We start from the raw sequence: 16,000 nt of genomic DNA, 5'->3' as shown, positions 1-16,000 counted from the left end.
TACCATGGCCATCAACTTTGATGAAATCATCGACCGCCACGGGACGTCGTGCCTCAAATACGACTTTGCCACCGAGCGCGGCTACCCCGAAGGGGTCCTGCCCTTTTGGGTCGCCGACATGGATTTCCGCGCACCGCAGCCTGTCATCGACGAACTCACACGCCGCGTCGCACACGGCATCTTCGGCTACACCGACCCGAAGGCGGCGTACCGCGAGACCATCGTGCGCTGGATGCGCGAGCGCCACGGCTGGACCCCGACGCCAGACGCGCTCGTCGTGACGCCCGGCGTCGTCTTCGCACTCGCCGCGGCCGTCCGCGCCTTTACAAAAGAGGGCGAGAGCGTCCTCCTGCAGCAGCCTGTCTACTACCCGTTCTCCGAGATCATCACGGGAAACCGGCGCAGGCTCGTCAACAGCCCGCTCGTGCTGAAAGACGGCCGCTACGGGATCGATTTTGCGGACTTCGAGAAGAAGATCGACGAAGCGCATGTAAGGCTCTTCCTGCTCTGCAGCCCGCATAACCCAATCGGCCGCGTTTGGGCGCGCGACGAACTCATGCGCATGGCGGATATCTGCGAGAAGCACGACGTCCTCATCGTCGCCGACGAGATCCATCACGAATTTGTGCGCCCTAGCTACAAGCATACCTGCCTTGCCTCGCTCTCACCCGCGACCGCGAAGCGCACGATCACCTGCACTTCGCCGAGCAAGACCTTCAACCTCGCCGGGCTGCAGCTTTCCAATATTTTTATCGAGGACAAACCCATCCGCCGCATCTTCCGCACGGAAGTGCTGAACACCGGCTACAGCCAGCCGAACAGCCTCGGTCTTTTCGCGGCGCAAGCTGCTTACGAAAAAGGCGGCGCATGGCTAAAAGAACTCCTCTCCTACCTCGAATCGAACTACCAAAAGACCAAGGCATTCCTCGCCAAACGCATGCCGAAAGCCCGTCTCATCGAGCCGGAGGGAACCTATCTCCTATGGATCGACTTCCGTGCCTACGGCATGACCGATACAGCGCTCGACGAGTGCATCATCCACAAGGCAAACCTATGGCTCGACAGCGGGCACATCTTCGGCAAGGCAGGCGAAGGGTTCCAGCGCATCAACACAGCGTGCCCATGGAGCGTGCTGGAAGACGGCCTAAAGCGTCTCGCAAACGCATTTGAGGACAGGGCATCGCGATGATCTGCAAAGGCCTGGCTCCCAACATCGACAATGCCTGTCATACCCTCGTCCTCGGCTCCATGCCGGGCATCCAATCCCTTGCCGAACAGCAATACTACGCACATCCTCAGAACCGCTTTTGGCGAATGATGGCGCAGCTCCTCAATGAAGAGCTGCCTGTCTCGTACGATGGAAAGCTTTCCATGCTTTTGCTGCATCATATTGCACTTTGGGACTCTATCGGGGCATGCGAACGCGAGGGCAGCCTCGATTCCGCAATAAAAAAAGAGCAGGGCAATGACTTTACTGCCCTGCTCGTTCGCTATCCTAAGATCCAAACGGTCTGCTTCAATGGCGCCAAATCCGCTGCCGCCTTCAAGCGTTTCAATCAGCCGCTGCTCGCGCGCCATGGTCTTGCCTTCTTCGCCCTGCCATCGACGAGTCCTGCCAATGCACGGTTCCGCATGGCAGACCTCCTAGCCGCATGGGGGAAGGCAATCGCGCCCAAAGCCAGGTGCCTTAAATGATCTTTTCGCCGTGGTAGCGCTCGCCGCCGATCTCGGGATAGACGCCGTAGCCAAGTGCCCACTCGCATTTGTACTTGATCGCCTGCGCATGGATCGTCGCGATGCGGTCCTGCGTGCGGATGACTTTGCCCGGCACGCCGACGACGAGACTGTTCTCCGGGATGACCTCATGCTCGCGCACGAGCGCACCCGCTGCGATGATCGAGCCGCGCCCAATCCGCGCGCCTGTCAATACCGTCGCGCCCATGCCGATGAGCACGTGATCGGCAACCTCGCAGCCATGCACGACAGCACCGTGCCCGATCGTCACGTAGTCGCCGATGATGCATGGCGCATCATCGGCGACGTGCAGGCAGACGAGATCCTGCACGTTCGAGCACTCGCCGACCGAGATGAAGTCGACATCGCCGCGCGCGACCGCCCCCGGCCAAAAGCTCGCGTATCGGGCGACGCGCACGTCGCCCGAAAGAAATACCTGCGGCGCAACGAACGCCTCCTCGTCAATCTGCGGCGTAATTCCATGAAACGAATTTCCCTTTAGTGTATACATGCAAATGCTCCTTTCCCGCATGGCAGAGTCAAAACTCCCCTTTCATTATAGCAAGCCGAGGCACAAAATTCATGCTCAAGTGCCGTATGCGTGCAAAATTTTTGCATTGACAGGCGAAGCCTTACATGCTATACTATCCCCTGTCAGTTGCGGAAGCACGACATTGACTCAGTAGCTCAGTTGGATTAGAGTATTTGACTACGAATCAAAGGGTCGGGGGTTCGAGTCCCTCCTGGGTCACCACTTTGAAACGAAGCATCGGTTCCACCGATGCTTTTTCTGTATGAATTGAAAGGCCGGATTCCCATGCTCTATCTCGTCACAAAGCTTCTCACGGAAAATGATGCTTCTTCCTTCTCCGTCGTCGGCACGGCGGAAGATATAAAAAGCGCCGCCGCACTCGCAGCCGATGTCTACAAGGACTACAATAAGGCGGCATCCTTCCAAAACCTCGAGATGATTGCCGAATGGCTCCGGACGCGGTGTTCCTACTCCTTCCGCAAGGACAAGTCACACCGTCTCCAGCTCGCCATCACGGAACTTTCGCGCGGTGCGCAGCCAAAGGAGAAACAGCTCATCTTCTCCGCCGCCGCAGAGGAAGAAGAGCTCATGCGCAAGGTCAGCGAGGCGCTCTTCGAAGGCAAACACCATGCGGAGCGTGGCAGCAGCCCCGTCTCCTGCCCATTGGAATAATCGACTGGAAGCAAACGCACGGATCCAAGACAGGCTCCCGAATCCGTGCGCTTATTTTTAGGTATGGTAAAATGTTTCGGTCAAGCGATTGAGCGCTGCCTGATCGCTCGCTCCCATCGTCTCGCGCGCCGCGTGCATCGCTAGGATCGGCACGCCGATGTCCATCGTGCGCATCGGCATTTGACGCGAGAGCAGCGAGCCGAGCGTCGAGCCACCGCGCAAACCCGAACGGTTCACGTACATCTGATACGGCACTGCCGCCAATTCGCAAAGCCCCTTCGCAATCGCGATCGCCTCTGCGTCGCCTGCGTACGATTGGCTCGCCGCTACCTTGAGCGCGATGCCGCCACCGAGCATGGGAAAGTTTGTCACATCATTCTTTTCAGGCATATTGGGATGCATGGCATGTGCGACGTCTACTGAGAAACAAAATCCTTTCTCCATGTCGGCATAGAGCCCTGCCTCTGTAAAACCGAGTCCCGCATAGATGCGCGCGAGATGATTCGGCAGCAGCATGGACGCCGCGCCCTGCTTTGTCCCGCTGCCGACCTCCTCGTTGTCAAAAAGCGCGGCACATGCGATGCCGTCCGCCTGCTCGCCTGTACAGAGTCCCGAAAGACACGCGTAGACCGACGTCATGTTGTCGAGGCGCGGCGCGGAAACAAACGCCTCGTTTCGCCCGATACGGCACGGTTTCTCCGTCGGGTAAAGCGTGATTTCGTACGATAGGATCGAATCCCTTTCTGCGCCAATCTCCTCCGCGAGAAAATCCAAGAAGAAATCGCCATCCGCCTCGTCCTCTTCCATCGTAAAGAGCGGCAGGAGGTCCTTCTGCGGGTTGAGTTCAACGCCCTTGTTCACATCGCGGTTCATATGGATCGCGAGCGAAGGGATGATGAGCAGCGGGCGCCGCGCGTCGAATTCCCGCACGACCGGTATATATGGATCGTCGCCGCGCATGGCGACCTTGCCCGCGAGCGAGAGCGGTCGGTCGAGCCAACTGCTCCGAATCATGCCGCCGTAAACCTCGACATTGAGCTTCCCGTACCCGCGCTCGCACATCGCTGCGTGCGGCTTCACGCGAAGGCATGGAAAGTCCGTATGTGCCGCCGCAATGCGAAGACGTGCGCGCGGGTTCTCGCCGATCGAAAACGCGAGCAGCGCCGACCCATAGGCGCGGACGAAAAACCGGCTGCCCACACGAACTTCCCGCTCCGTTCCATTCCATTCGAAATATCCTGCCTGCGCTAAGAGACGCGCCCCTTCCGCTGCCGCATGAAACGGCGAAACCGCCCGCTCCAAAAAAGAAAACAACCCGTTTAGCGCCGTATCCTTCGCACCAACTGTTTCCATACGTTTCTCCTATCTCAATCCCAAACCATTTCGAACCATCCTATGCATTCCATTATAGCATAAATAGGAACTCCAACATGCTCCCATCTCGTAAAATTATGATTCTCAATCTCTAATAATCTATTCGCCTTTTAATTTATTACGAGCGGCGTGTCATCACGATTTGCCCCGTTGACATAAAGGATATGCGCTCCATCATCAAACGATCGCTGAAGCTTCTCTATGATTCTCTCGACATGATACAGCGGACAACCCGCCTCGTAGGTATCATTTTCAATCCCTCTCTCACTCTGTTCCGCTATCATGGTATGCACTACGGCAAGGATAGTCAAGACTGAAAATTTCGTCGAAGGTTCAAGCATCTAACCTTTTTCCAAAGCGGTCAGATTCAGATATAGATGCGCTTGAAGGAAACCTGCCTAAGACGCAAATCGCCAAAAGGCTCGGCTTCGCCCGTTCTACAGGAAATTGCACGTCAAACTTACGATCCGTATTTCTCGAAGCTCTTACCTTTTTTCAGATTTTTCCCCATGCCCATGGAAATGGTCACCAGCAACATTCCTGCTGCAATAAATCCTGAGATGCCCATCGCATACAGTCCTGCGTTTGGATTTTGGAATAGAGTCTCGGCAAATACGCGTAAATTCGGCGCGACAAATCCGCCAAGATTCCCCATCGAGTTAATAAAGGCGATGCCGCTCGCTGCACCAAGTCCCGTCAGAATACGGCTGGGGATCGTCCAAAAGATCGGCTGGCAGGCAAGATTGCCAACTGCGACAACACAGAGTGCCGCAATGCCGAGCAGCGGAAGCGTCGTCGAAGAAATGAAGTAGCCAATGCCAGAAAGTGCAATAATCATAGCAGCAAGACTCGCGCGCATTCCAGTCCGATCTGAAACGCGCGGCAAATATACCGTTGCGAATAGTGCAAATATCCATGGAACGGCACTAACGAACCCGACCATCGTCCCGACCTTTGTACCGAGCAACCCGGCAACGTGTGTCGGAAGATAGAAGTTAAGCCCATAATTGCAGACTTGAATCATAAAGCAAATGAGCGCGAGATACCATACCTTTGCATTGAGCAGCACAGACAGCGCGCCGACTTTTTCAAAGGAACGCTTCTCCCGCTCCTCTTCAAGCGCTGCGAGCAGTGCTGCTTTTTCTTCATCGGAAAGCCATTTCGCGCTTTTCGGGTCATCAATGAGATGACGGAATGCGACAATACCGCTGGCTGCCGCCGCTAGGCCTTCTATCGCAAACATCCACTGCCAACCTTCATAGCCGAGAACTCCCTGCAAATCTAAAAGCAGACCGGAAACCGGCGAGCCAAAAACAAAAGCAAGCGGTGGTCCCATCCAAAAAAGTCCCATAATAGAACTGCGTCTCTTTTCCGTAAACCAAAGCGTGAAGTAATACACGATAGCCGGCATGAATCCCGCTTCCGCAATACCCAAGAGGACTCGTAAGGACAAAAACTGGAACTCCGTTGTCACGAGTGCAAAAGCTGCGGCGACCAAGCCCCATGTCACCATGATGCGAGACAGCCAAAGACGTGCACCAAATTTATGCATCAGGATATTGCTCGGCACTTCGAAAACCGCATAGCCGATAAAGAAAATGCCTGCACCCATTGCAAAAGCAGCATCACTAAGTCCAGTTGATGTCTGAAAGGCGTTTTTTGCAAATCCGATATTTGCACGATCCAAAAATGCAAATATGTACATTAGTACAATGAATGGCACGAGCTTTCGCTCTGCCTTTTTCATGGCTTGATCAGCCAATTTGCTAGCCGCTTCATTCATATTTTCTGCCCCCTTTGCAACAAGTCGCCATTTTCGTCAAATTTCATTTCCTTCGGTTCACTTTCAATCGTCAGTCCTTCTATATTCTTTGCCATCCCATAGTAGCTTTCCGACAGAAGGATATGTTCTATGTGCAAGCTATTCGGAATGCGTACAATGCGCGGCGCGTTCTTGTCAATCTCATTACAGGTCTTGACGCACACCGCAATCGCTTCCCGATCACTTTCCATCACGATAGGGATTCGGACGCCGCCTAAAACCGTGCAGGTAATGGCATTGGGATACATGGATGACAAATCAAGCTTCTTGAATACGCGCATCGTCGTTGCACTCGAATAGCCTAAGCCGATTCCGTTCCCATGCGTTTCCGGGCTCAAATCGAGTACACAAACACGCTGTGCCTTGATCCCTCCTGACGCATACGGCGTACAAAAGGTTCCCGTAATATTGGGATCCATTCCATCACCGCTAAAGTTCTTCCCGATATGATCTACGACAAGAACATCGCAGGAATCGACCAAGATACGCGGCATAAGCCCAAATGCTTCAACCAAGAGCGGCGGCTCCCTTTCTATTACTTCATCAGCAGGGACAGCAACGAGCTTGCATGTTTCATCGTAGGCATTTTCAATCGTCGCAACTGCAAATAAAACGGGCGCGTATTTTAGAATTGCCTTGCCAAACAGGGGAACGTTTTTTGCCATGCTCTTAAAGCCCGCCTCATGACAGGCCTCCGCTCCGTACTGTTTTCCCAGTCCAATAGCCATCATTTTCATGATGCCGCTCTCATACGGTCCTCGAAATGCCGTATGCGGTTTGATGCGACAGTTTATGATAATCCCGTCTGCATTTGCTGCGAATTTGTCGATGAATACTGCGCTGCCTTCCTCATTTTTACCAATTTCCACAACTTCCATTGAGGAACAAATCGGACAGCCTATGTAATCTTCTACAATCCCATAGCCTGCTAAAATCTCTCTTTGCCCTTCTGCCGTCGCCCCGCCATGGCTTCCCATCGCAGGAACGACAAACGGCGCTCCGCCACGTTCTTTGACGAAGTCCGCTATACATTTCGTGATACGTGCAGCATTCGCGATTCCTCGGGATCCTGCCGTAATGGCAATGCGCATCCCCGGACGAATGGATGCTGCGATTTTTTTCACTTCCAAAATATTCCTAACTCGTGCCGGTATTTCTTCAACCGGTATTTTGGGGCGCGGAAACGCCTGTCTGGCACGAAACATTTTAGGAAGCTTTACTTGCTCTACCATACTTGCTACCAATGGACGTTCACGCTTCATGCAACCGCCTCCCATCCGAGTCATTCGTAGAACAAATCAATGAACCCGCTGCTGAAAATGGGGAATATCGTCAGCATAACCAAGCAGAAAATCAAAAGGATATAGAACGGGACCGCCTCTCGGATAAAATCGCTCATGCTGCATTTTGTGACGCCGCATGTTACGAACATCAAGGTGCCCATCGGCGGAGACAACGCCCCAATCGCCAAATTGAAAATGAACATGATGGCAAATTGATACGCGTTGATGCCGAAATGCGTTGCAATCGGCGCAAGCAGAGGAACGAGAATAATCATGGCGGCATTGCCTTCGAGAAACATGCCGACAATCAACAAGAAAATATTCACGATGAGCAGGAACAGGAACGGACTCTGCAGCAAGGTGATCATCATTTCTGCCAGTTCCTGCGGGATGCGTTCCTTGGTCAAAATCCAAGCAAAAGTCGATGCCGCACCGATGATAATCATGATGGATGCAGATGTCGTCACCGTTTCGTATATTCCCGTCTTGATGTCCTCTAGACGCATCTCGTGATAGATAAAGCCCAAAAAGAGCGAATAGACGATGGCGACGGCACCTGCTTCCGTCGGCGTGAAAAGGCCGATTCGGATGCCGCCGATGATGATGATCGGCAGGCAAAGCGGCAAGATGGCTGCTTTCAGTGCCGACCAAAATTCACCTGCGCTCGCACGATGTTCCCGTATCGGCTTATAGCCACGCTTATGGGAGATAATGGAGACGAGTACCATCATCGCGACGCAGAGCAAAAGCCCCGGTCCGATCCCGCCGATAAAAAGCTTGCCGATCGAAAGATTGGCGATCGAGCCGTAAATGATCATCGCAATGCCGGGCGGTATAAGCGGCGTGATAATCGCCGAAGTTGCCGTGACGACCGAAGAAAACGCCTTGGAAAAGCCACGTTCCTCCATTGCCGGAACGAGCATCTTCGCCTCCATTGCCGCATCGGCGAGATTCGAGCCAGAAAGCCCGCCCATCAATGTCGAGAGAAGAATTGCGACCTGTGCCAGTCCGCCTGTAAACGTGCCGAGCAAGACCTCACAAAAATTCATGATACGCTTCGTGACGCCCGTATAGTTCATGAACACGCCCGCACAGACAAAAAAAGGGATCGCCAGAAGCGGGATGCTCTCCGTGCCGGAAATCACGCGCTGCACAAAGATCTGCCCGGCGAGATTTGCCGAGGCCAAAAAGTAAAGCACGCCGCCGGCTAAGACGGAAACGAATACGGGGACCTTCAAAAAGAGAAGCACGAGCATGGCAATCGTTGGGATGAGAACCGGATTATCCATTTCGGTTCACCTCCTTGAAGAACACAAGCCGTTCCCGCAGCGACATCGTATAGTTGTACATCATGAGCAGAATGCCGACCGGCACGACACCGTAAATTGCGCCGTACGGAATATGCAGGATATTCGTCGTGCGCTCCATCTCGATCATCTTGTCCACGATAATGCCGCTGTAATAGAGGAAGAAGAGAAACACCAACATGGAAATGACGTATCCGCCTATTTCGACCTTGCGAACCACCGCAGACGGCATGCGTTCGACAAGCAATTCAATCGCGACATGGCTGCCCGAACGAAAGGCAATTCCGATTCCTAGAAAGGTGATCCAAACGAAGCAAGCAAGCTGTACTTCTTCCTCCCATGCGAACGGTGCACCCAGGAAATATCGAGCAAAGACCCCGATAAACGTAACCGTCACGAGAATCGTCAAAGCAAGTCCTGCCAAAATCAAATCCAACCTTCGCAGAACGGATGGCATCTTCTTTCCTTGCTCTCCCATGTTTTCACATCCTTACAAATTTTTGAAATGAATTCGGCATAAATGGAGAGAGGCAACGAATCTGCCGCCTCTCGACCAACCCATCCATCGGATCACTTCATCGCATTTTGTACGGTTTCATAAAGGCCGGGCGTCCAATCCTTAAATTCGGGAAGCGTATAGAAAGCTTTGCTCTTCTCGCGGAATCCATTCAGGACATCTTCCGACGGCTCTACAATCGTCACGCCTTCTGCCTTGAACTTTTCCAGAACCTCTTTCTCAGATTCTTTCTGAAGTTCGTTGTTGTAAATTCCTGCTTCTTCCCCTGTCGACACCAACAAATCCTGTTGTTCTTTCGTCAGACTATGAAAGAATTCTGCACCGCAAACCCACGTCGTAAAGTTTTTGACATGTCCGTCGAGAATAAGATACTTCGCGACTTCCTGGAACTTGCCGTTGTATAAGACGGGAAGCGGATTTTCCACGCCATCAATCGTACCCTGCTGAAGTGCCGTATACGTATCACCGAGTGCCATCGGCGTCGGGACTGCACCGAGGACTTCGAAGCCCTTGACCTGAATCGTGTTGTTCGGTACGCGAATCTTCATGCCTTTTAAATCGTCTACTGTATTGACAGGCCTCTTCGTCAGTGTGTGGCGATCCCCGTAGACCCAATTTGACGAAAGGAGCTTAAGCCCCTTTGCTTCAAGTGCCTTGCTCTGATCCGCATACCAACTGCTTTTCGTGAGCTTCCAACATTCATCCCAATCTCGGAACAAGAACGGGCCAAAGACAATGCCGAAGTCCTTGACGCCACGATCTGCATAAAATGCACCGTCTGCCAGCGTCACAACAGGCTGCCCTGCGAGCATTTGATCGATCAAGTCATTCTTGCTGCCGAGCTGGCTCGATGGATAAAGCACGAGTTCCATCTTGCCGCCGCTCTTTTCCTGCAACAGCTCCTTCCACTTATTAAGAGCCTTATCGATCGGCTCGCCCGGATTGTTTTCATATCCGACTTGAATCGTAATCTTTCCATCCTTGTTCGCGGCTCCCTGCTGCCCGCTTCCACAGCCAGCGAGCAAAAGCACTGCGGAAAGCGCCACGAGAGCACCTATGATGATTCGTTTCATCTTGTTCACCACTTTCTTTTGATTTCAGCAAATGATTCTTTGCGCGCTTCGCGAACGGCTTGTACAAACTCTTTTGCTTTTGCCGTAACGCCCGCATAGTCGCCCTTTTTTGCCGCGCCTGTCAGGCTGCTGCCCGCCGAGACGGCAACGCATCCTGCCCGCAGCCAATCCGCGACATTGGGCACATCGACGCCGCCTGAAGGCATGAGGTTCGCCTGGGGGAATGGGCCGTGCAGATCCTGGATCATGCGCGTGCCGAGAATGTCTCCCGGAAAAACCTTTACAATGTCCGCCCCCGCCCGAAGCGCTTGCACCGCCCCTTCCGGTGTCATGACGCCGGGACACGAAACAATTCGGTAAAGATTGCAGATCCGAATCGTTTCCTCATCAAAGGAAGGCGAGACGATGAACTGCGCGCCTTCCAAAATGGCGATACGGGCGGAAATCGCCTCCAACACCGTCCCTGCGCCAATGATGACATCGGGATCACCCGCATATCGCTCTGCAAGTGTTCGGATTGCCTCCTGCGCCCGCGGTGTCGTAAAAGCAAGCTCGATCGCCTTGACGCCGCCAGCTATGCACGCCTCCGCCGTGCGGATCCCATCCGTGCAGGTCTTGCCGCGCACCACGGCAATTACGCCCTGCCTGCCGAGCTTTTCCAGTACCGCTTCTTTCGTCACACAATCCCCTCCTGTTCCATAAAGGCACGCAATTGCGCGCGCGTCGGCAGTCCCTCATTATCCCCGCGATGCATGACCTGCAACGCGCCGATGAGGTTGCCGCGCTGCACGGCTTTCGGCAGCGGAAGCCCTTCCATGAGCGCGGTCAAAACACCTGCGGCAAATCCATCGCCCGCGCCGACCGTATCGACGACTTTTCGGACGGTTACGCCTTTTTCCATCCCTTCATGCACGCCGTCCGACCAAAATGCCCCCGCGCTTCCGCACTTCGTAATGCAGCGCTTTGCGCCTTGTTTCCGGTAAAAGGCATGGATCTCCTTCGGATCGTCGCTTCCAACCAGGATCTTTCCTTCTGCAATGCCGGGCAAAACGAGATCGGCCTTGCTTGCCAAGCTATTCAGGACCTTGACCATTTTCTCTTTCGATTCCCAAAGCTGCGGTCTCAGATTGGGATCAAAGGAAATATGGAGTCCTGCCCTTCGTGCGGCATCCATCATTGCCTCTGTCGCTTCACGCGGCCCATCCCCCAGTGCGGGCAAAATTCCGGTCACATGAAGGTGTGTATACTCCGCAAAGGATATTTTCCCCACATCTGCCGCTGCAAGCGTTGACGCTGCAGAACCCGCGCGATAGTAAAAAATATGCGGATCGCCCTTCGTCACGCGGCTCTTGAGCATAAATCCCGTGCGACGCCTCTCACTCCACGAAAGAAGCTCCTGTCCGATCCCGTTTTCTTTCAGTCCCGCGCAGATCCGCTCACCAAACGGATCGCGCCCCAGTTTCGTCATATAGGAGACATCGTGGCCGAGCCGGGCCACGCCGACGGCAACATTGTATTCCGCACCTGCGACAGCCAAATCGTACCCGCGCACAGTGGAAAGCGGGCCTTCGCTCTGTGCCATCAGAAGCCCCATCGCTTCCCCAGCCAAAATCAATCGCTGCATGCACGCTCTCCTTTCCTACAACGTCACGCCATCCTTGAAGATTGCCAGTTCATGCTTGTCGAGCACCTCCGATTTGGCATGGCGCTTTCCAGAAGCAACCTGCATGAGAAACGCAAAGAACGCATCGCAAAGCTGCTGCATGGATTTCCCTTCAAGAAGTCCGCCGGCATTGAAATCGATCCAGTTCTTTTTATCCGCACTCAGCCTGCTGTTGCTCGCGATCTTGATGGTCGGCACGGGACAGGCAAAAGGCGTGCCGCGCCCCGTCGTAAAAAGAACGATATGGGCGCCGGATGCAGCAAGGGCATTTGCTGCAACGAGATCGTTGCCCGGCGCCTGCAGAAGGAGAAGCCCTTTTTCCACAGCGGGAGTCCCGTAGGAAAGCACATCCTGCACGATCGCCGTCCCGCCCTTCTGCACGCAGCCAAGCGACTTATCCTCAAGCGTCGTAATGCCGCCTTCTTTATTTCCGGGCGATGGGTTCTCATGGATCTTCTCGCCGTAGCGCATGAAGTATTCCTTGAAGCCGTTGATGAGCTGAACCGTCTTTTCAAACGTCGCCCTGTCCTTGCACCGATTCATCAGGAGGGTTTCCGCTCCGAACATCTCCGGCACTTCCGTTAGAATGCTCGTGCCGCCCTCTGCGATGAGTTGATTCGATACGGCACCGACAAGCGGATTTGCCGTGAGGCCGGAAAAGCCATCCGATCCGCCGCACTTCAGACCCAAGACCAGCTTTCCTGCCGGCTGTGTCGTTCGTTTGAACTGTCCGGCGAACGCGCATAGCCCGCGAACAATCCGCACGCCTTCTTCAATCTCGTCGCCGACCTCCTGACAAGTCAGGAACTTGACGCGATCCGCATCGTAGTCGCCAATCGCCTTTTTCATGAGATCGAGCTGATTGTTCTCGCAGCCGAGAGCCAAGACGAGCACTGCACCCGCATTCGGATGATGGATGAGCCCTGCCAAATACGCCTGCGTGTAACGCATATCATCGCCGAGCTGAGAGCAGCCATACGGATGCGTATAGGCACAAATCACATCAATCGTACCCGTCTTGAACTTCTGTGCCCGCCGTTCGATTTCCACCGCAATCGAGTTGACGCAGCCAACCGTCGGAACGATCCAAACTTCATTGCGGATTCCGACCTTGCCATCCTTGCGCGCATAGCCTTCAAACGTATACCCTTTCTTTTTCGGCAGTTCGGGCCTGCCAGCTTTTTCAGGCTCATACGAATAGTCCAAAATATTCCCCAGACGGCTTTTGACATTATGTACGTGCATCCAAGTCCCAGCCGTCACATCCTTTGTCGCATTTCCAATCGGAAAGCCGTACTTCACGACAGCCTCGCCCGCCTTTATCGGGCGGATTGCCATCTTATGGCCGGCAGGGATTGCATCCTTCGCCGTAATGGCAGTGCCTGCGGCCTGTACCGCTTCTCCTTTTGCAATCGGCGTAACAGCAACCACGACATTATCTGCCGCATGGATTTTTACCACGGTTTCCATTGCGCGCATTCACGCTCCTTGTTTTCCAAGTTTTTCAATATACGCCTTTGCGCCAAGCTCGCGGATATTTTGGAAATGCTGCCCGACTGCCTCCAAGAAACCTTGTATCTTTGTCAAGTCTTCCCCCCACCAATCAGATTCAGCAAGTACCGAGCGAACGTACTCTGCATCACTTTTCGCTGCGCACTCACGAATCTTCGCGAGTTTGTCTGCATCGTCATGAATCTCGTACGTCCCATTGCCGCGTTTCCCGATAAGACAGCCGTCCCCCGCTTCCGTCGCATGGTAAAATGCCAAAAGTGCCGCAAGCGAGTACGTCAGCCACTTCGGCAGCTTGCCCGCACGCTTCAAACTGTCTTTCAAGGAAGGCAAGACGCGCGCGCGCCATTTGGAAATGGAATTCAGCGAAATGGAAAGCAGCGCATGATGTACGAACGGGTTCTCAAAGCGCTCAAAGACGGATTCCGCAAAGGCACGAGCCTTCTCCTCCGGCAGATGGACCGTCGGCACGATCTCGCCGAAAACGGATTCCACAAGCTGCCTGCGCACCGCAGGATCCGCCATGCATTCGCCAACGTAATCGAAGCCTGCTAGATATGCGCCCAAGGCCATCGAGGTGTGCGCCCCGTTCAAAATGCGGACCTTCCTCTCTTTGAACTTCTCGATCGCATCCGTAAATTCCACCTGAAGCTTCGAGCTTGCGAGCGGCAGCTTGTCCTTCACGCGTGAATCGCCAATAACCCAAAGGCCAAACGGCTCGCCCTGATCCAAAAGTTCATCCTGATAGCCAAGCTCTTTCTCATACGCCGCAGCTTCATCACGTGGATAGCCCGCCACGATACGATCCACGAGCGTGCTTGCAAAAATACAAGCCGTGTCAAGCCAATCCGCGAACCCGCGCGGAAGATCCCAAAGCTCTGCATACTGCCTGACGCACTTTTTGAGCGTCTCGCCATTGTGATCAATGAGCTCGACGGGCAGCATGATAAGCCCCTTGTCCTTCGCTCCCGCAACATGCTGATAGCGTGCATAAAGGAATTTCGTGAGCTTTGCGGGGAATGTCTTGGGCGGACAGTCCTCCAATTTATCGCCGTCCTCATAGACAATACCGGCCTCCGTCGTGTTCGACACGACGAACTGCAGGGTATCGAGCTTCGCGAGTTCCATGTAAGCGTCATAATCGTCATAGGCGTTTAAAACACGATCCACGCAGGTGACAACGCGGTTTTCCTTGAACGGCTTTCCTTCCTTCTGCCCGCGAAGCAGCACCGTGTAGATATTGTCCTGTCTCGCAAAGCGTTCTTTTCCGCCCGCTGCAATCGGAATGATGATCGCAACGCTCGCATCAAGGCCTTTTTCTTCATTCGCCACGTCGATTCCATAGTCCACGAATGCGCGCAAGAAATTTCCCTCGCCGAACTGTACGAATTTGATGGGATGCTGCTTGCGCTGGTAAAGCTCCTTCACATTCTTCATGCTCTTTTCCCCTTTCCTGGCACATACCGAAAATGCGATGGTCACGCCGGATCGCTGAAGTGGATCACGACCTTCAGCATGGAGGCCGCGCGATCCGAAAAATCTTTGAACGCCGATGCTGCGTCATCCATCTCGTATACGTTTGTGACGATCTTATCCAAGTCAACCTTCCCTGATCTGACGAGGTCAATCAATTCGAGGAAGTCCTTTTTAAGCGCATTGCGCGAGCCAAACACGTTCAGCTCCTTCTTCTGAAGCAGCGTGAAATCAAAGTCCGCATGCTTCCTGCCGACACCGATCTGCACGAAGCGCGCACCGAATGCCGCCGCATCGATGCAATTTTGGAATGTCGAAGGGAGCCCAACCGCCTCGATCGTCACATCAAATCCGTTTCCATTCGTGAGGTTCGCGACGCTTTCATCAAAATGCTCCGGCGTATTGCTCAAGATTTTGCCATCAAGGCCAAACGTCTTTACTGCGTAGTCGAGCTTCTTGGGCGCAATATCCGCAATATAGACCTCTGCTCCTGCGGCCTTTGCCGCATTCGCCGCGAGCACGCCGATCGTGCCGGCGCCCACGACGAGGACTTTTTCGCCGGCATGAGGCTTTGCCCGGCTCACGCCATGATAGCTGATGCAAAAAGGTTCGATCAAGGCGAGCGTCTTCGGCGAAAGCCCCTTGCCATCGTAAATGCGTTCAACCGGCATCGCAACGTACTCCGAAAATGCGCCGTCGCGCTGTGCGCCCATCGTCTCATTGTGCGTGCAGCAGTTCACAAGACCGCGCTGGCAGGAATAGCACGTCCCGCAGTTAAAGTAAGGGTTGCAGGTCACGATCATGCCAGGCTTAAGCCCTGCATCGTTTTCGTCAATCTCCAAAATCTGTGCGGAAAACTCATGCCCCGGGATGCGTGGATACGATGCGTAGGCAAACGTGCCGCGATACGTCCCCAAATCACTGCCGCAAATCCCGCCGTAAAGAATTTTTAGAAGTGCTTCCCCTTTTTTTCTAACAGGTTTTTCTGTTTCAATGATTTGGACTTCTCCGGGTTTCGGTATTATGATTGTTTTCATTTCC

Annotated in this window: 15 protein-coding genes, 1 tRNA gene and 1 pseudogene; 4 read left to right on the top strand and 13 right to left on the bottom strand. The window is 53.9% G+C overall.

The window, feature by feature from the left end:
- Positions 1-4 precede the first annotated feature (4 nt).
- Complete coding sequence (locus HMPREF1985_RS01465; protein WP_040636686.1) at positions 5-1,189, top strand: MalY/PatB family protein; 1,185 nt, start codon at positions 5-7, stop codon at positions 1,187-1,189.
- The gene (locus HMPREF1985_RS01460) at positions 1,186-1,695 is read left to right on the top strand and encodes a DNA-deoxyinosine glycosylase (RefSeq protein WP_021770646.1); all 510 of its coding nucleotides are present in this window, start codon (positions 1,186-1,188) and stop codon (positions 1,693-1,695) included. Before HMPREF1985_RS01465 ends, HMPREF1985_RS01460 begins: the two co-directional genes overlap by 4 nt.
- Here HMPREF1985_RS01460 and HMPREF1985_RS01455 read toward each other — a convergent pair.
- Positions 1,688-2,245, bottom strand: a complete 558-nt coding sequence (locus tag HMPREF1985_RS01455) for a gamma carbonic anhydrase family protein (protein WP_040636684.1) — start codon at positions 2,243-2,245, stop codon at positions 1,688-1,690. The two genes, HMPREF1985_RS01460 and HMPREF1985_RS01455, sit on opposite strands and share 8 nt — an antisense overlap.
- 165 nt (positions 2,246-2,410) lie before the next feature.
- Between HMPREF1985_RS01455 and HMPREF1985_RS01450 the strand changes: the two genes are divergently transcribed.
- Positions 2,411-2,488 (top strand) — tRNA-Arg (locus HMPREF1985_RS01450).
- Positions 2,489-2,551: 63 nt separating this feature from the next.
- A complete protein-coding gene (locus tag HMPREF1985_RS01445) occupies positions 2,552-2,938 on the top strand; it encodes a hypothetical protein (RefSeq protein WP_040636759.1) in 387 nt (128 codons plus the stop codon).
- A gap of 57 nt (positions 2,939-2,995) precedes the next feature.
- On the opposite strand, the gene HMPREF1985_RS01440 is transcribed toward HMPREF1985_RS01445, so the two are convergent.
- The 12 genes and pseudogenes from HMPREF1985_RS01440 to HMPREF1985_RS01385 form a co-directional block, all read right to left on the bottom strand.
- Complete coding sequence (locus HMPREF1985_RS01440; RefSeq protein WP_021770642.1) at positions 2,996-4,291, bottom strand: M18 family aminopeptidase; 1,296 nt, start codon at positions 4,289-4,291, stop codon at positions 2,996-2,998.
- Positions 4,292-4,434: 143 nt separating this feature from the next.
- Positions 4,435-4,566, bottom strand: a pseudogene (locus HMPREF1985_RS11515) (nuclease); the annotation flags it as partial.
- A 206-nt stretch (positions 4,567-4,772) separates the two neighbouring features.
- On the bottom strand, positions 4,773-6,095 hold the full coding sequence (locus tag HMPREF1985_RS01430) for an MFS transporter (protein WP_021770640.1): 1,323 nt from the start codon (positions 6,093-6,095) through the stop codon (positions 4,773-4,775).
- Positions 6,092-7,396 carry a lactate racemase domain-containing protein gene (locus HMPREF1985_RS01425; protein WP_040636682.1) on the bottom strand — a complete coding sequence of 435 codons (1,305 nt, stop codon included), beginning with the start codon at positions 7,394-7,396 and terminating at the stop codon, positions 6,092-6,094. The genes HMPREF1985_RS01430 and HMPREF1985_RS01425 overlap by 4 nt, the downstream gene beginning before the upstream one ends.
- 20 nt (positions 7,397-7,416) lie before the next feature.
- The gene (locus tag HMPREF1985_RS01420; protein WP_021770638.1) at positions 7,417-8,706 is read right to left on the bottom strand and encodes a TRAP transporter large permease; all 1,290 of its coding nucleotides are present in this window, start codon (positions 8,704-8,706) and stop codon (positions 7,417-7,419) included.
- Positions 8,699-9,202 carry a TRAP transporter small permease gene (locus tag HMPREF1985_RS01415; protein ID WP_021770637.1) on the bottom strand — a complete coding sequence of 168 codons (504 nt, stop codon included), beginning with the start codon at positions 9,200-9,202 and terminating at the stop codon, positions 8,699-8,701. The genes HMPREF1985_RS01420 and HMPREF1985_RS01415 overlap by 8 nt, the downstream gene beginning before the upstream one ends.
- A 92-nt stretch (positions 9,203-9,294) precedes the next feature.
- Positions 9,295-10,314, bottom strand: coding sequence for a C4-dicarboxylate TRAP transporter substrate-binding protein (locus HMPREF1985_RS01410; RefSeq protein WP_040636681.1), 1,020 nt, complete (start codon positions 10,312-10,314; stop codon positions 9,295-9,297).
- A gap of 5 nt (positions 10,315-10,319) precedes the next feature.
- Entirely contained in the window at positions 10,320-10,994 is a 675-nt protein-coding gene (locus HMPREF1985_RS01405; protein ID WP_021770635.1) for a bifunctional 2-keto-4-hydroxyglutarate aldolase/2-keto-3-deoxy-6-phosphogluconate aldolase, read from the bottom strand.
- Positions 10,991-11,938, bottom strand: coding sequence for a sugar kinase (locus HMPREF1985_RS01400; protein WP_021770634.1), 948 nt, complete (start codon positions 11,936-11,938; stop codon positions 10,991-10,993). The genes HMPREF1985_RS01405 and HMPREF1985_RS01400 overlap by 4 nt, the downstream gene beginning before the upstream one ends.
- 15 nt (positions 11,939-11,953) lie before the next feature.
- Entirely contained in the window at positions 11,954-13,447 is a 1,494-nt protein-coding gene (locus HMPREF1985_RS01395) for a UxaA family hydrolase (protein ID WP_040636752.1), read from the bottom strand.
- Between the two features lie 9 nt (positions 13,448-13,456).
- Complete coding sequence (locus tag HMPREF1985_RS01390; protein WP_040636678.1) at positions 13,457-14,923, bottom strand: tagaturonate reductase; 1,467 nt, start codon at positions 14,921-14,923, stop codon at positions 13,457-13,459.
- Positions 14,924-14,964: 41 nt separating this feature from the next.
- A complete protein-coding gene (locus HMPREF1985_RS01385; protein ID WP_021770631.1) occupies positions 14,965-15,996 on the bottom strand; it encodes a zinc-binding alcohol dehydrogenase family protein in 1,032 nt (343 codons plus the stop codon).
- Positions 15,997-16,000: the final 4 nt, after the last annotated feature.

It is taken from the genome of Mitsuokella sp. oral taxon 131 str. W9106, from assembly GCF_000469545.1.
Classification (GTDB): Bacteria; Bacillota; Negativicutes; order Selenomonadales; family Selenomonadaceae; genus AWVT01.
Note: the sequence above shows the minus strand (reverse complement) of the source record. Positions and strands in the feature narration are given on the sequence as shown.

Excerpts from the sequence above, each read along its gene's own strand:
- HMPREF1985_RS01445 (WP_040636759.1), top strand. The coding sequence starts at position 2,552 with ATGCTCTATCTCGTCACAAAGCTTCTCACGGAAAATGATGCTTCTTCC.
- HMPREF1985_RS01420 (WP_021770638.1), bottom strand. The coding sequence starts at position 8,706 with ATGGATAATCCGGTTCTCATCCCAACGATTGCCATGCTCGTGCTTCTC.
- HMPREF1985_RS01455 (WP_040636684.1), bottom strand. The coding sequence starts at position 2,245 with ATGTATACACTAAAGGGAAATTCGTTTCATGGAATTACGCCGCAGATT.
- HMPREF1985_RS01400 (WP_021770634.1), bottom strand. The coding sequence starts at position 11,938 with ATGCAGCGATTGATTTTGGCTGGGGAAGCGATGGGGCTTCTGATGGCA.
- HMPREF1985_RS01410 (WP_040636681.1), bottom strand. The coding sequence starts at position 10,314 with ATGAAACGAATCATCATAGGTGCTCTCGTGGCGCTTTCCGCAGTGCTT.
- HMPREF1985_RS01390 (WP_040636678.1), bottom strand. The coding sequence starts at position 14,923 with ATGAAGAATGTGAAGGAGCTTTACCAGCGCAAGCAGCATCCCATCAAA.
- HMPREF1985_RS01415 (WP_021770637.1), bottom strand. The coding sequence starts at position 9,202 with ATGGGAGAGCAAGGAAAGAAGATGCCATCCGTTCTGCGAAGGTTGGAT.
- HMPREF1985_RS01430 (WP_021770640.1), bottom strand. The coding sequence starts at position 6,095 with ATGAATGAAGCGGCTAGCAAATTGGCTGATCAAGCCATGAAAAAGGCA.
- HMPREF1985_RS01440 (WP_021770642.1), bottom strand. The coding sequence starts at position 4,291 with ATGGAAACAGTTGGTGCGAAGGATACGGCGCTAAACGGGTTGTTTTCT.
- HMPREF1985_RS01465 (WP_040636686.1), top strand. The coding sequence starts at position 5 with ATGGCCATCAACTTTGATGAAATCATCGACCGCCACGGGACGTCGTGC.
- HMPREF1985_RS01425 (WP_040636682.1), bottom strand. The coding sequence starts at position 7,396 with ATGAAGCGTGAACGTCCATTGGTAGCAAGTATGGTAGAGCAAGTAAAG.
- HMPREF1985_RS01385 (WP_021770631.1), bottom strand. The coding sequence starts at position 15,996 with ATGAAAACAATCATAATACCGAAACCCGGAGAAGTCCAAATCATTGAA.
- HMPREF1985_RS01395 (WP_040636752.1), bottom strand. The coding sequence starts at position 13,447 with ATGGAAACCGTGGTAAAAATCCATGCGGCAGATAATGTCGTGGTTGCT.
- HMPREF1985_RS01460 (WP_021770646.1), top strand. The coding sequence starts at position 1,186 with ATGATCTGCAAAGGCCTGGCTCCCAACATCGACAATGCCTGTCATACC.